The 13,748-nt window shown below is 66.0% G+C and carries 11 protein-coding genes; 8 read left to right on the top strand and 3 right to left on the bottom strand.

The window, feature by feature from the left end; all coding sequences use genetic code 11:
* Positions 1–173 precede the first annotated feature (173 nt).
* From tssK to tagH, 3 genes are read right to left on the bottom strand one after another with little or no spacing between them, the layout of a single operon-like run.
* Positions 174–1,508 (bottom strand): type VI secretion system baseplate subunit TssK, encoded by a 1,335-nt coding sequence (gene tssK / locus E6B08_RS06805; protein WP_136913321.1) that lies wholly within the window; start codon positions 1,506–1,508, stop codon positions 174–176.
* A 15-nt stretch (positions 1,509–1,523) separates the two neighbouring features.
* Positions 1,524–2,021 carry a type VI secretion system lipoprotein TssJ gene (gene tssJ / locus E6B08_RS06800; protein WP_136913320.1) on the bottom strand — a complete coding sequence of 166 codons (498 nt, stop codon included), beginning with the start codon at positions 2,019–2,021 and terminating at the stop codon, positions 1,524–1,526.
* Between the two features lie 39 nt (positions 2,022–2,060).
* Positions 2,061–3,470, bottom strand: coding sequence for a type VI secretion system-associated FHA domain protein TagH (gene tagH / locus E6B08_RS06795; RefSeq protein WP_136913319.1), 1,410 nt, complete (start codon positions 3,468–3,470; stop codon positions 2,061–2,063).
* A gap of 393 nt (positions 3,471–3,863) precedes the next feature.
* Between tagH and tssA the strand changes: the two genes are divergently transcribed.
* The 8 genes from tssA to tssH all read left to right on the top strand — a co-directional run bounded on the left by tssA (position 3,864) and on the right by tssH (position 13,741).
* Positions 3,864–4,895: a type VI secretion system protein TssA gene (tssA, locus tag E6B08_RS06790; RefSeq protein ID WP_136913318.1), complete on the top strand. Its 1,032-nt coding sequence runs from the start codon at positions 3,864–3,866 to the stop codon at positions 4,893–4,895.
* A 72-nt stretch (positions 4,896–4,967) separates the two neighbouring features.
* Positions 4,968–5,483 carry a type VI secretion system contractile sheath small subunit gene (gene tssB / locus E6B08_RS06785; RefSeq protein ID WP_050703367.1) on the top strand — a complete coding sequence of 172 codons (516 nt, stop codon included), beginning with the start codon at positions 4,968–4,970 and terminating at the stop codon, positions 5,481–5,483.
* 11 nt (positions 5,484–5,494) lie between these two features.
* The gene (gene tssC / locus E6B08_RS06780) at positions 5,495–6,991 is read left to right on the top strand and encodes a type VI secretion system contractile sheath large subunit (protein ID WP_136913317.1); all 1,497 of its coding nucleotides are present in this window, start codon (positions 5,495–5,497) and stop codon (positions 6,989–6,991) included.
* Between the two features lie 43 nt (positions 6,992–7,034).
* The gene (locus E6B08_RS06775; RefSeq protein WP_136913316.1) at positions 7,035–7,523 is read left to right on the top strand and encodes an Hcp family type VI secretion system effector; all 489 of its coding nucleotides are present in this window, start codon (positions 7,035–7,037) and stop codon (positions 7,521–7,523) included.
* Positions 7,524–7,685: 162 nt separating this feature from the next.
* Entirely contained in the window at positions 7,686–8,201 is a 516-nt protein-coding gene (tssE, locus tag E6B08_RS06770; protein ID WP_133331713.1) for a type VI secretion system baseplate subunit TssE, read from the top strand.
* On the top strand, positions 8,198–10,060 hold the full coding sequence (gene tssF, locus E6B08_RS06765; protein ID WP_136913315.1) for a type VI secretion system baseplate subunit TssF: 1,863 nt from the start codon (positions 8,198–8,200) through the stop codon (positions 10,058–10,060). The genes tssE and tssF overlap by 4 nt, the downstream gene beginning before the upstream one ends.
* A complete protein-coding gene (gene tssG, locus E6B08_RS06760; RefSeq protein ID WP_136917342.1) occupies positions 10,024–11,073 on the top strand; it encodes a type VI secretion system baseplate subunit TssG in 1,050 nt (349 codons plus the stop codon). Before tssF ends, tssG begins: the two co-directional genes overlap by 37 nt.
* On the top strand, positions 11,066–13,741 hold the full coding sequence (tssH, locus tag E6B08_RS06755; RefSeq protein ID WP_136913314.1) for a type VI secretion system ATPase TssH: 2,676 nt from the start codon (positions 11,066–11,068) through the stop codon (positions 13,739–13,741). Before tssG ends, tssH begins: the two co-directional genes overlap by 8 nt.
* Positions 13,742–13,748: the final 7 nt, after the last annotated feature.

Genomic DNA, 13,748 nt, shown 5'->3' with positions numbered 1-13,748 from the left:
TGATGCGGACGCTGTGGGAGCGGCCTTGTGTCGCGATTGGGCTGCGCAGCGGCCCTGGCGGGATTTGCCGTGATGCGGAAATTCGGGGGCCGCGCTGCGGCCCTTTCGCGACACAAGGCCGCTCCCACAGGGCACTCGGTATGGCTGACAAGTCAGTATCGAAAATCATGGCTTCACCCTCGAATGGCCCAGAAGGCCAGGCTCAAGCCGGGGAACTCGCCGGCGACGTAGAAGGCGAAGCCACCGGAGTGCTGCAGTTGCTTCCAGTGCTCGCTGCCACGGTCGAGCTCGAAGTAGGTGGAGCCGGCGTGGAATGGAATCTGCCGCGGCGCCACCGGCAACGGCAGCAGGCCGATACCCGGCAGCTGCAGATTGACCAGGTCGCGGATGTGCTCCACCGAACCGATCTTGCTTTGCTGGCCGAAACGGCTGCGCAGGGTCTCGCTGGGCACATCGGCGCGCACCACCAGGATGAAACTGGCGCTGTCGAGCAGGCTGCGGTCGGCGAGCATGCCGACGTGGATGCCGTAGGCCTTCTCGACGATGGGAATAGCCACCGCCTTGCTGTCGATCAACGTCGACAGGGCCTCGCGCAGCGCGGCCATCACCGGGGCGAAGGTCGCGGCCAGGTCGTCGTGCTGGTACACCGGGAAACTGTGCGGGCGACGGCCATCGCGGGTGAAGGTGGCGAACTCGCCGGCCAAGGCCACCAGTTCGCTGTACAGCCGTTCGGGATGCAGCGGGCTGAGTTGGTTGAGGTGCTCGACCAGCGGCTGGGCGCGGTTCACCAACTGCAACAGCATGAAGTCGGCGATCTCCGAAGCGCCGCCATTGGCCGAGGCCACCACGCGTCCGGCCAGCGCTTCGCCACGTTGGTGCAACAGGCCCAGCAGCTCGCCGCAAAAGCCTGAAAGCTGTTGGCTGGCCGCCACGTCGAGCACTGGCGGGATATAGCTGTCGTCCACCACCAGCGCTCGGTCGGCGCGCTTTTCACGGATGCGCAGCATGCCCAACGCGGCATGGTCGCTCAGGCCATCCTCGCTGCGCAGCAGGCGCAGGGCGCGGCTGCCCAGTGCCAGCGTGGCGCGATTCTCGAACGGTGCGTTGTCGTCGCGCACTTCGCTGACCCGGCTGATGTAGCGGGCACCGGCGACAGCTTCGCCCTCGTCGACGGTGTCGCGGGCACCGGCACGCTTGAGCGGCAGGCCCAGGTGGATGATCCCGTCGCGCAGTTCGTCCGGCACCTCCAGCGGTGCAGGCGGCAGGTCGTCGCGGGGGATGTCGAACGGCGTGCCGTCGGGCAGCAGGCCGCGGGCGCTGAGGATCGCCAGCTTGCCCTGGGCCAGCAGGCCCTGGTCGAGCAGCAGTTCCGAGAAGCCCCAGGCAGCGGCGCTCAATGGGCGGCTGCGGGCGTCGACCAGGTGCTCCAGGTAGCGGTCGTGCTGTTGGAAGTGCTGGGTCGAGATGAACATGCCTTCCGACCAGACCACGCGATTGTTCCAGGACATGGGGGCTCCGATTGCCTAGCGCACAGGCAGAGGTTGTGGGGTGGCCACGGCGCTGCGCACGGCACGCACATCGAGGCTGATCTGATAGTCACGGGGTGGCACAGCCAGCACGCTGCGCCACTGGGCCTGGTCGATCTCGCGGTAACCGACCACCAGGCCGAGCTGGCGGGTGGCCGGGTCGAGCGGGCGCTCCAGGCGCAGTTGCTCGCCGGGCTGCAGCAGCACTTCGTCCTGGTCGATCAGGTCGGCACCGAGCGTCGCCTGGGCACGCTCGGCCAGGGCGAAATAATCAGCGCGGGCGAAGGCTGCGCTGTTCTTCAACTCATACAGGCGGACCCGTACCGGCGCGGGCGTGCCGCCAGCGCCTGGATTGAGCCCGGCGGCAGCACTGAAATACAGGGTGACGGCCGAGCCATTGGCCGCGCTGTCGGCGGCGGGGGCTTGGGCTGCGTCCTTGCTGCAGGCACTGAGCAGCACCAGGGTCAGTGCTGCGATCAGTCGTGTCGCGTTCATCCTCGTCCTCATGACGTACTGTGGTCTTCCTGTGCTCGCTCAGGAGCGTTGCAAGCGGCTGTTGTGGGCCTCGTAGGCACGGCTGAACTCGCGGCCGAACAGGTCCTGGAAATCGTCTTCGGCTTCCTGGGAAATCTGCCCGTAGAGCTCGGTAAACTGCTGCCAGCAGTGCGCCTGGCGCGAGCCACCGAACAGCTTGGCCAGCCCGCCGGCGGGCGCCAGGCGCTGCTCCAGCCGGGCCGGCTCGAACCGTGCGAGCAGGTGCTTGATCGCGGCTTCCACACCGGCCATCACGGCCAACTGGTGGGCGCGCACATCGTCGAAGCTCTCGCGCACGGCCTGGTCCGGCCCCATGAACGCCTCGTTGCCGTGGCGCAGCAACAGCAGCAGCGCTTCATCGGCGTTGGGAGCGAATTTCAAGGGGTTGTTCTGCACCGGGGCGATGGTGGTCTGCTGCATGCGGAACTCGCCCTTGAGGCTACTGCGTGCGCGCAGCACGTCGATCAGGCCCTCGACCATCAAGCGGTAGCTGCGGCCGATGGCCTCCATCTGCGCTGCGGCATCGGCGGCATCGATGCGCAAGTGCTCGATGCCGGCGCCGCGCAGGAACGCCAGAAGCTGCGCATCGCCGGTTACGGCCGCTGCCGGTGGCGCAGCGACAGGTGCGGCTGTCGGCTGTTCAGCGACGAGCTCGGCCTGCTGCGCAAGCGGAACCATCGGCATCGGCGCGGGTGCGACGGTCGCGGGCGGCTCTACTGCTGGTGCGGGTGCGGGAGCCGGAGCCGGAGCCTGCGGCGTGTCGAACAGGTTCCAGTCTTCCGGAATCATCCCCGGCGCGGCAGCTTCGACCACAGGCGCAGGCGGTGCCGGTGGCACCACCGGGGTCGGCGGCCGGAAATCATGCTGCTGGGCCGGCACATGGTCGGGCTGGCTGATCGGTGGCACGCTCGAAGGGCCGAGGAAATCGAACAGGTCGGGCAGCGTATCGTGGCTCGATGCGCCCTGCAGGAACGCTGCCGGCGCGCCGGAAATCGCAGGGCTGGCAACCACCGGAGCCGATACCTGGTTGGCCATCAGCGCCTCGAAACTGTGTGGCTCGGGCTCGCTGCCAACGGTGGCGCAAAGACCGGCGTCGATGCGCGCCTGAATCTCGTACTCACCTATTCGGATAACTTCGCCGTCCATCAACGGTTCACTGTTGCCGCGACGCAAGCGAATACCGGCGTGTACTAATTCCACACCATTGGTACTGTTATCGGTCAAATAATAACGGCCATCCTTGAACTGGATCACACAATGCCTGGCCGATACGAGCCGCTCTGGATCAGGAAGAACCCAATCATTATCCGCCGAACGGCCAACAGTGATGGCACCGGTTTCCAGCAACTTCTCCGGGCATTGCCCGGGAGTAATCTTGTGATAACTGGTGATAGTCAGGCAAAGTGCCATCACGCCTCCTTGCATATATTTGAAACGCAAAGCCATTCATTTGAATGGTTTTATCCAGCCATTCAAATGAGTGCCAAACCCTTTGATAACAAAGGGTTTCACGCGAAATACCGAATATTGGCCTGGGCATTCAACCCTTTTTTTCAGGCACTTTCATGGCAGCCGACAAATGGTACTCGGTGGCTGCCAACTGGGTCACACCCGCTGTTCGGGCGCGTAGCTTACCTTGACACTCGCGAACAAATAAACCATAAATGCGCAACTTCGAAGTACCAAAACGATATCACAATGATATCACCTCGGTGCTCTTTGCCAAGTTTGTGCGCCCGTTCACATTTGTAACTTCGCACAAGAACCTGCCCCACCACGGGCCGATATGGAGATCGATTTCTGGTGAACTCATCGCAGTTGCTCGCCGCTGTTTCTGCAGACTTTCCCTGCGGCGATGACCTCGAATACGACGCCGATTTCCTGCAACTGGAACGTGATGCCCAGGGCCGCCCCGAGCGTGTGATGGGCGACGCGATCCAGCCCGCCGAGCCGCCCCAGTGGCGCGATATCGAACAGGCCTGCACTGCCCTGCTGCAGCGCAGCAAGGACCTGCGCATCACCCATTTCCTGCTCCAGGCCAACCTGGCCCTGCATGGCCTGCCGGGCCTTGCCGCCAGCCTCGAACTGATCCGCGACCTGCTCGGCGAGTACTGGCTGTACCTGCACCCGCAGCTGGACGCCGCCGACGACAACGACCCCACGGTACGCGTCAATGCCCTCTGCGGCCTGACCTGCGACACCAACATCGGCCTGCTGCGCGACGCCGTGCTGGTGCGCTCGCGCGCCTTCGGCCCGGTCACCTTGCGCGCCGCCCTGCATGCTGCTGGCGTGCAGCACTTCGCCAGCGAACAACTGAGCGCCGAGGAACTGGCTGCCGCGCTGCGTGACGCTGATGACGAGCAGTTGCAGCAATGCCACCAGGCGCTGCAACTGGCGCGCGAAGCCGTGGACGCCATCGAGACGCGGGTCAACGACCAGGTGGGCTCGGCCAGCGGCGTCGACCTGTCGGCCCTGCGCCAGCCCCTGCGCCAGGTGCAGCAGGTGCTGGGCGACTACGGCCCGGCCGGTACGGTGCCTGCACCAGAGGCCGCTGCCGCGCCTGCCGACGACACCGTTGCCGACCAGCCCGCCGCCAGCAACGTCAGTGCAAGGCCCACCGCACGGCCTGGCGAGATCAGCAGCCGTGAGGACGTCCAGCAGAGCCTCGACCGCCTGTTGCAGTACTACGCCCGCCACGAACCTTCGAGCCCGCTGCCGGTGCTGCTGCACCGGGCCAAGAAGCTGGTCAATGCCGATTTCGCAACCATTGTCCGCGACCTGATTCCCGATGGCTGGTCGCAATTCGAGAACCTGCGCGGCCCCGAGGACGACTGACGCCCTCGCGCCGCATCCATACCGACGCCCGCAACGAACAGAGCCGCCGCACCGGCGACCAGGAGGAACAACGTGGCGAAAGACAGCTCCCAGAAATTCATCGCGCGCAACCGCGCGCCGCGGGTGCAGATCGAATACGACGTCGAACTCTACGGCGCCGAGAAAAAGGTCCAGTTGCCGTTCGTCATGGGCGTGCTCTCCGACCTCGCCGGCAAGCCGGCCGAGCCGCTGCCGGCGGTGGCCGACCGCAAGTTCCTGGAAATCGACGTCGACAACTTCGACTCGCGCCTGAAGGCGATGAAGCCACGCGTGGCCTTCAACGTGCCCAACGAACTGACCGGGGAAGGCAACCTGAGCCTGGACATCACCTTCGAGAGCATGGACGACTTCAGCCCCGCCGCCGTGGCGCGCAAGGTCGATGCCCTCAACCAACTGCTCGAGGCGCGCACCCAGCTGGCCAACCTGCTGACCTACATGGACGGCAAAACCGGAGCCGAGGACATCATCCTCAAGGCCATCAAGGACCCGGCCTTGCTCCAGGCCCTGGCCAGCGCGCCGAAACCCGCCGACAACGAGCCCAAGGCCTGAGGAGACAGCCCATGAACGATCCATTGCGCGACGCCCAGGCCCAACCGGCCGCGGGCACCCAGGACCCGAGCGAATTCGCAAGCCTGCTGCTGCAGGAGTTCAAGCCCAAGACCGAACGCGCCAAGGAGGCGGTGGAAAGCGCCGTGCGTACCCTGGCCGAACAGGCCTTGGCGCAGACCAACCTGGTCTCCAACGATGCCATCGGTTCGATCGAGCAGATCATCGCCGCCATCGATGCCAAGCTCACCGCCCAGGTCAACCAGATCATCCACCACGACGACTTCCAGAAGCTGGAAAGCGCCTGGCGTGGCCTGCACTACCTGGTCAACAACACCGAGAGCGACGAGCAACTGAAGATCCGCGTGCTCAACGTCTCCAAGACCGACCTGCACAAGACCCTGAAGAAGTTCAAGGGCACCGCCTGGGACCAGAGCCCGATCTTCAAGAAGCTGTACGAGGAAGAGTACGGCCAGTTCGGCGGCGAGCCCTATGGCTGCCTGGTCGGCGACTACTACTTCGACCAGTCGCCACCGGACGTGGAACTGCTGGGCGAAGTGTCGAAGATCTGCGCCTCGATGCACGCGCCGTTCATCTCCGCCGCCTCGCCGACCGTCATGGGCATGGGCTCGTGGCAGGAGCTGAGCAACCCGCGTGACCTGACCAAGATCTTCACCACACCGGAGTACGCAGGCTGGCGTTCGCTGCGTGAATCGGAAGACTCGCGCTACATCGGCCTGACCATGCCGCGCTTCCTGGCGCGCCTGCCCTACGGCGCCAAGACCGACCCGGTCGAGGCCTTCGCCTTCGAGGAAGACACCGACGGCGCCGACAGCAGCAAGTACACCTGGGCCAACGCCGCCTACGCCATGGCCGTGAACATCAACCGCTCGTTCAAGTACTACGGCTGGTGCTCGCGCATCCGTGGCGTGGAATCGGGCGGCGAAGTGCAGGGCCTGCCGGCGCACACCTTCCCCACCGACGACGGTGGCGTGGACATGAAGTGCCCGACCGAGATCGCCATCTCCGACCGCCGCGAAGCGGAACTGGCCAAGAACGGCTTCATGCCGCTGCTGCACAAGAAGAACACCGACTTCGCCGCGTTCATCGGCGCCCAGTCGCTGCAGAAACCGGCCGAGTACGACGACCCGGACGCCAGCGCCAACGCCAACCTGGCCGCGCGTCTGCCGTACCTGTTCGCCACCTGCCGCTTCGCGCATTACCTCAAGTGCATCGTTCGCGACAAGATCGGCTCGTTCAAGGAAAAGGACGAGATGCAGCGCTGGCTGCAGGACTGGATCCTCAACTACGTCGACGGCGACCCGGCGCACTCCACCGAGACCACCAAGGCCCAGCACCCGCTGGCAGCGGCCGAGGTGGTGGTCGAGGACGTCGAAGGCAACCCGGGTTACTACAACTCGCGCTTCTACCTGCGCCCGCACTACCAGCTCGAAGGGCTGACCGTGTCGCTGCGCCTGGTGTCGAAGCTGCCTTCGGCCAAAGGGGCCTGATGCCCCGCCCACCCGTTAATCGACACGCAATTTCGAGGACATCATGGCTGTAGATATTTTCATCAAGATCGGCGACATCAAGGGCGAGTCCAACGACAAGGCGCACAAGGACGAGATCGACGTGCTCAACTGGAGCTGGGGCATGTCCCAATCCGGCAACATGCACATGGGCAGCGGCGGCGGTTCGGGCAAGGTCAACATCCAGGACCTGTCGATCACCAAGTACATCGACAAGTCCAGCCCCAACCTGATGGCCCACTGCTCCAGCGGCAAGCACATCGACAAGGTCAAGCTGACCGTGCGCAAGGCGGGCGGTGAAAGCCAGGTCGAATACCTGATCATCAACCTCGAAGAAGTGCTGATCAGCTCGCTGAGCACTGGCGGCTCGGGCAGCGACGATCGCCTGACCGAGAACGTGACCCTGAACTTCGCCAAGGTCACCGTCGACTATCAGCCGCAAAAAGCCGACGGCAGCAAGGAAGGCGGACCGATCAAGTACGGCTGGAACATCCGTTCCAACGTCAAGATCTGACGTGGCCAACCCCTGTGGGAAATCTCCTGCCGATTGCGCTTCCTGTAGGAGCGGGCTTGCCCCGCGAAACAGACGCCGCGGTACATGGCACCGGCTTTGCCGGTGTTCGCGGGGCAAGCCCGCTCCTACAGGGTCCCCCTCATCTCTGCGAGACCTTCTGAAGTGGTAGCCGAGATTGCCGCCCGTGACCGCCTGCAGCCTTCGCTGCTCGATCGCCTGACCGACGACGACCCGGGCAACCCGCAGGAAGCCCCCGACAAGCGCGTGCTCAGCCTGCAACAGCTCAAGGCGTCGGTGCTGCGCGACCTGGCCTGGCTGCTCAACACCACTTCGCTGCTGGACGCCAGTACCACCCTCAACGCCCCCGCCGGCGCCTCGGTGGTCAACTACGGCTTGCCCGCCCTGGCCGGCAACAGCGCTTCGAACATCGACCTTAACGTGCTGGAGCGCATCATCCACCAGGCCATCGTCACCTATGAGCCGCGCATCCTCGCCCATACCCTGAAGGTGCGCGCCCAGGCAGCGCCCGGGCAGATGAACGCCAACGCCCTGAGCTTCGAGATCGAGGGCGACCTCTGGGCCCAGCCCGCCGCCCTGCCCCTGTTGCTGCAGACCGACGTCGACCTGGAATCCGGGCATGTCAGCGTGGCGCCGGCCGACCGCAGGAGGCGTGCATGAATCCACGCCTGCTGGAGCTGTACAACCAGGAACTGCAGCACATCCGCGAAGGTGCCGCTGAGTTCGCCAAGGAATACCCGAAGATCGCCGGACGCCTGACGCTGTCCGGCATCGAGTGCGCCGACCCCTACGTCGAACGCCTGCTCGAAGGTTTCGCCTACCTCACCGCGCGGGTGCAACTCAAACTCGACGCCGAGTACCCGACCTTCACCCACAACCTGCTGGAAATCGCCTACCCGCACTACCTGGCACCCACGCCGTCGATGACCGTGGTGCAGTTGCAGACCGACCCGGACGAGGGTTCGCTGGCGGCCGGTTTCCAGCTGTCACGGGGCAGCGTGCTGCGCGCCAACCTGGGCCGCAATTCACAGACCCCGTGCGAGTTTCGTAGCACCCAGGACGTGACCCTGTGGCCGCTGCAGGTGGCCCGCGCCGATTACTTCGGCAACCCCGGCGCGGTGCTCGGGCGCCTGGCCGCCAGCGTGCCGCAGGCCCGTGCCGGCTTGCGCCTGACCCTGCGCAGCGGCGCCGAAGTGCCCTTCGCCAGCTTGCCGCTGGCTCACCTGCCGCTGTACCTGAACGGCGCCGACGAAACCCCGTTCCGCCTCTACGAGCAATTGCTGGGCAGCGCCTGCGCGGTGTTCGTGCGCCAGCCCGGAGCCGACTGGGTCGAACGCATCCCGGTGGAGCAAGCCTTGCGCCCATGCGGCTTCGATGACCACGAAGCGGCGTTGCCAGTGGTGCCCCAGGCATTTCAGGGTTACCGCTTGCTGCAGGAGTACTTCGCCCTGCCGCAACGCTTCCTGTTCGTCGACTTCGCGGGCCTCGAGCGCGCGGTGCAGCGCTGCAGCGGCCAGGAACTGGAGGTAGTGGTGCTGTTCGAGCGCTTCGACCAGAGCCTGGAAAGCAGTGTCGGCGCCAGCCAGTTCGTGCCGTTCTGCACGCCGGCGATCAACCTGTTCCCGCGCCGGGTCGACCGCCTGCACCTGACCGACCGGGTACACGAGCACCACGTGATCGCCGACCGTACCCGGCCCACCGATTTCGAGATCCATTCGCTGCAGCGGGTCACCGGCCACGGCACCGGGCCGGATCAGGAGTTCCTGCCGTTCTATGCGGTGCGCGACCCCTCGCGCTATGGCCGCGACCAGGCTTATTACATCGTGCGCCGTGAGCCACGGGTGCTGTCCAGTGAGCAGCGGCGCAACGGCACCCGCTCCAGCTACATGGGCAGCGAGACCTTCGTCAGCCTGGTCGACGGCCAGCAGGCGCCCTACCGCCATGACCTGCGCCAACTGGGCATCACTGCCCTGTGCAGCAACCGTGACCTGCCGCTGTTCATGAACGTCGGCGACGGGCGCAGCGACTTCAGCCTGGCCGACAGCGCGCCGGTCGCCGGCGTGCGTTGCCTGGCAGGCCCCAGCCGGCCCAAGGCCAGCCATGCTCACGACAACCGTGCCTGGCGCCTGATCAGCCAGCTGTCGCTCAACTACCTGTCCTTGGCCGAGCAAGGCCAGGGCGCAGCCGCGCTGCGCGAACTGTTGCGCCTGTACGGCGATCCTCAGGACAGCGCCTTGCAGTTGCAGATCGACGGCCTGCGCGAGGTCAGCAGCAAGCCTTGCACCCGGCGCCTGCCGATGCCCGGACCGATCGTCTTCGGCCGTGGCCTGGAAATCACCCTGACGTTCGAGGAAAACGCCTTCCGCGGCACCGGCGTGTTCCTGCTCGGGGCCGTGTTCGAGCGCTTCCTGACCCGCTACGTGTCGATCAACAGCTTCACCGAAACCGTGCTGCGCACCAGCGAACGTGGCGAGATCATGCGCTGGACCGCCAAGCCCGGGCGCAGGCCGACCCTGTGAGCATCCTCCAGGCCATGCAGGCCGAGCCCTGGGAGTACGATTTCTTCCAGGCCTTGCGCCGCCTCGAGGCAGAACACCCCGAGCTGCCGCGCTTCGGCCACTCGCTGCGCCTGGCCGACGAGCCGGTGCGCCTGGGGCAGCGCCTGGACTGCAGCTTCGCCCCGGCGACTCTGGCCTCGGTCGATGCCGCAGAGGACGGGCCGGCGCGCCTGGAGCAGTTCTTCTTCGGCCTGGGCGGGCCCAACGGCCCGCTGCCGCTGCACCTGACCGAATACATGCGCGAGCGCCAGCGCAACCATGCCGACTCGACCAGCAAGGCCTTTCTCGACGTCTTCCACCATCGCCTGCTGAGCCTGTTCTACCGGGCCTGGGCCGAGGCGCGCCCGACCGTCAGCCACGACCGCCCCGGCGATGACTACTGGGCCGCTCGCCTGGCGGCGCTGAGCGGTCGTGGTCAACCGGAACTGCTCGGCCAGGGTCCGCTGGCCGATACCGCCAAGCTGCACTGGTCGGGCCATCTGAGCGCGCAGACCCGCTACCCCGACGGCCTGTGCAGCATCCTCAGCGGGTACTTCGGCGTACCGGTGACGCTTGAGGAATACGTCGGCCAATGGCTCGAACTGCCCGAGCGCAGCCAGCTCGGCGTACGCGCCAATCGTCTGGGGGTGGACCTGTGCCTGGGCCGCTACGTCTGGGATCGCCAGCACAAGTTCCGGCTGTGCCTGGGCCCGCTCAGCCTCGACCAGTACCACGCCCTGCTGCCCGGAGGACAGGCCTTCGTCGAACTGGCGGCGTGGGTCGCCGAATACCTGGGCCAGGAGCTGGACTGGGACCTCAACCTGATACTCGCGCAGGACCAGGTGCCGGCGCTGCAACTCAATGCTGGCCAACGCCTGGGGTTCGATACCTGGCTAGGCCGCCCATCGCACGACGCACGCGACCTGAAGCTGGCCCGGTACTACGCCGACCAGCCGGCCGCCGCCCCACTGACAAGGAACCAGGACCATGGGTGAAATAAGCCGCGCCGCGCTGTTCGGCAAACTCAACAGCGTCGCCTACAAGGCCATCGAGGCCGCCACGGTGTTCTGCAAGCTGCGGGGCAACCCTTACGTAGAGCTGGTGCACTGGCTGCACCAGTTGCTGCAGTTGCAGGACAGCGACCTGCACCGCATCGTGCGCCAGTTCAACGTGGAACCGGCGCATCTGGCCCGCGACCTGACCGATGCCCTGGATCGGCTGCCACGTGGCTCGACCTCGATCACCGACCTGTCGTCACAGGTGGAGGAAGCGGTCGAGCGCGGCTGGGTGTACGGCAGCCTGATGTTTGGCGAAAGCCAGGTGCGCACCGGCTATCTGCTGGTCGGCATCCTCAAGACGCCGAGCCTGCGCAATGCCCTGTTGGGCCTGTCGAGCGAGTTCGCCAAAGTGAAGATCGAGGCCTTGAGCGAGCGCTTCGACGAGTATGTCGGCGACTCGCCGGAGAACCACCTGGCCGCCACCGACGGCTTCAGCGCTGCGGTCCCCGGTGAAGCCAGTGGCGCCGTGGCCCCGGCGGCGATGGGCAAGCAGGAGGCGCTCAAGCGCTTCACCGTCGACCTCACCGAACAGGCCCGCAGCGGCAAGCTCGACCCCATCGTCGGACGCGACGAGGAGATCCGCCAGCTGGTCGATATCCTCATGCGCCGCCGGCAGAACAACCCGATCCTCACCGGCGAGGCTGGCGTCGGCAAGACTGCGGTGGTCGAAGGCTTCGCCTTGCGCATCGTCGCCGGCGACGTGCCGCCGGCGCTCAAGGACGTCGAGCTGCGCAGCCTGGACGTTGGCCTGCTGCAGGCCGGCGCCAGCATGAAAGGCGAGTTCGAACAGCGCCTGCGCCAGGTGATCGAAGACGTGCAGGCTTCGCCCAAGCCGATCATCCTGTTCATCGACGAAGCCCATACCCTGGTGGGGGCCGGGGGCGCGGCCGGGACCGGCGATGCGGCCAACCTGCTCAAGCCGGCCCTGGCCCGTGGCAGCCTGCGCACGGTGGCGGCGACCACCTGGGCCGAGTACAAGAAGCACATCGAGAAGGACCCGGCACTGACTCGCCGCTTCCAGGTGGTGCAGGTCGACGAGCCAAGCGAGGCCAAGGCCTTGCTGATGATGCGTGGCGTGGCCTCGACCATGGAGAAACACCACCAGGTGCAGATTCTCGACGAAGCACTCGAGGCCGCCGTGAAGCTGTCGCACCGCTACATTCCGGCGCGGCAATTGCCGGACAAGTCGGTCAGCCTGCTGGACACCGCCTGCGCCCGCGTGGCCATCAGCCTGCATGCGGTGCCGGCCGAGGTCGACGACAGCCGGCGACGTATCGAGGCGCTGGAAGTGGAGTTGGCGATCATCGCCCGGGAAGCGGCCATCGGCGTGGATACCACACAGCGCCAAGCCCAGGCCGAAACCCTGCTGGCCGAAGAACGCCAGCGCCTGGCCACGCTGGAGGGCCGCTGGGCCGAGGAAAAGGCCTTGGTCGACCAACTGCTGGCCACCCGTGCGCAACTGCGCGAGCAGGTTGGCGTGGTCGACCAGGAAGTGGCGACGCAAGGCAGCCATGAGCTGCGCGAATCCCTGGTCGACCTGCAGCGGCGCCTGAGCACCCTGCAGGGCGAGACCCCATTGATTCTGCCGACCGTGGACTACCAGGCGGTGGCCTCGGTGGTGGCCGACTGGACCGGCATCCCGGTGGGGCGCATGGCACGCAACGAGATCGAGACCGTGCTCAACCTCGACAGCCACCTGGCCAAGCGCATCATCGGCCAGGACCACGCGCTGAAGATGATCGCCAAGCGCATCCAGACCTCCCGCGCCGGCCTGGACAACCCGAACAAGCCGATCGGCGTCTTCATGCTCGCCGGCACCTCGGGCGTGGGCAAGACCGAGACCGCCCTGGCCCTGGCCGAGGCGCTGTACGGCGGTGAGCAGAACCTGATCACCATCAACATGAGCGAGTTCCAGGAAGCCCACACCGTCTCCACCCTCAAGGGCGCCCCACCCGGCTACGTCGGCTACGGCGAAGGCGGCGTGCTGACCGAGGCGGTGCGCCGCCGACCGTACAGCGTGGTGCTGCTGGACGAGGTGGAAAAAGCACACCCGGACGTGCACGAGATCTTCTTCCAAGTCTTCGACAAAGGGGTGATGGAAGACGGCGAAGGCCGCCAGATCGATTTTCGCAATACCCTGATCCTGCTCACCACCAATGCCGGCACCGAGCTGATCGCCCGCACCTGCAACGACCCACAGGCCCTGCCCGATCCGGACACGGTGGCCACCTCGCTGCGCAAGCCGCTCCTGGAAATCTTCCCGCCGGCGCTGCTTGGCCGCTTGGTGACCATCCCCTACTACCCGCTCAGCGACGCCATGCTCAAGGCCATCACCCGCCTGCAGCTTGAGCGCATCCGCAAGCGCGTGGAGGGCACGCACAAGGTCGGCTTCGCCTACGACGAAGGCGTGGTGGACCTCATCGTCTCGCGCTGCAGCGAGACCGAAAGCGGTGGCCGCATGATCGACGCCATTCTCACCAACGGCCTGCTGCCGGACATGAGCCGCGAGTTCCTCACCCGCATGCTCGATGGCAAGCCGCTGGCCAGCGTCAGCATCAGCCGCCGCGACAACGACTTGCACTACGACTTCGGCGCCGCCGACTGACAGGATC

It is taken from the genome of Pseudomonas putida (assembly GCF_005080685.1).
In the GTDB taxonomy this organism is placed as follows: Bacteria; Pseudomonadota; Gammaproteobacteria; order Pseudomonadales; family Pseudomonadaceae; genus Aquipseudomonas; species Aquipseudomonas putida_V.
This window is presented reverse-complemented; position numbering and strand designations above follow the sequence as displayed.

Excerpts from the sequence above, each read along its gene's own strand:
- tssK (WP_136913321.1), bottom strand. The coding sequence starts at position 1,508 with ATGTCCTGGAACAATCGCGTGGTCTGGTCGGAAGGCATGTTCATCTCG.
- tssJ (WP_136913320.1), bottom strand. The coding sequence starts at position 2,021 with ATGAACGCGACACGACTGATCGCAGCACTGACCCTGGTGCTGCTCAGT.
- tagH (WP_136913319.1), bottom strand. The coding sequence starts at position 3,470 with ATGGCACTTTGCCTGACTATCACCAGTTATCACAAGATTACTCCCGGG.
- tssC (WP_136913317.1), top strand. The coding sequence starts at position 5,495 with ATGAACGATCCATTGCGCGACGCCCAGGCCCAACCGGCCGCGGGCACC.
- E6B08_RS06775 (WP_136913316.1), top strand. The coding sequence starts at position 7,035 with ATGGCTGTAGATATTTTCATCAAGATCGGCGACATCAAGGGCGAGTCC.
- tssF (WP_136913315.1), top strand. The coding sequence starts at position 8,198 with ATGAATCCACGCCTGCTGGAGCTGTACAACCAGGAACTGCAGCACATC.
- tssH (WP_136913314.1), top strand. The coding sequence starts at position 11,066 with ATGGGTGAAATAAGCCGCGCCGCGCTGTTCGGCAAACTCAACAGCGTC.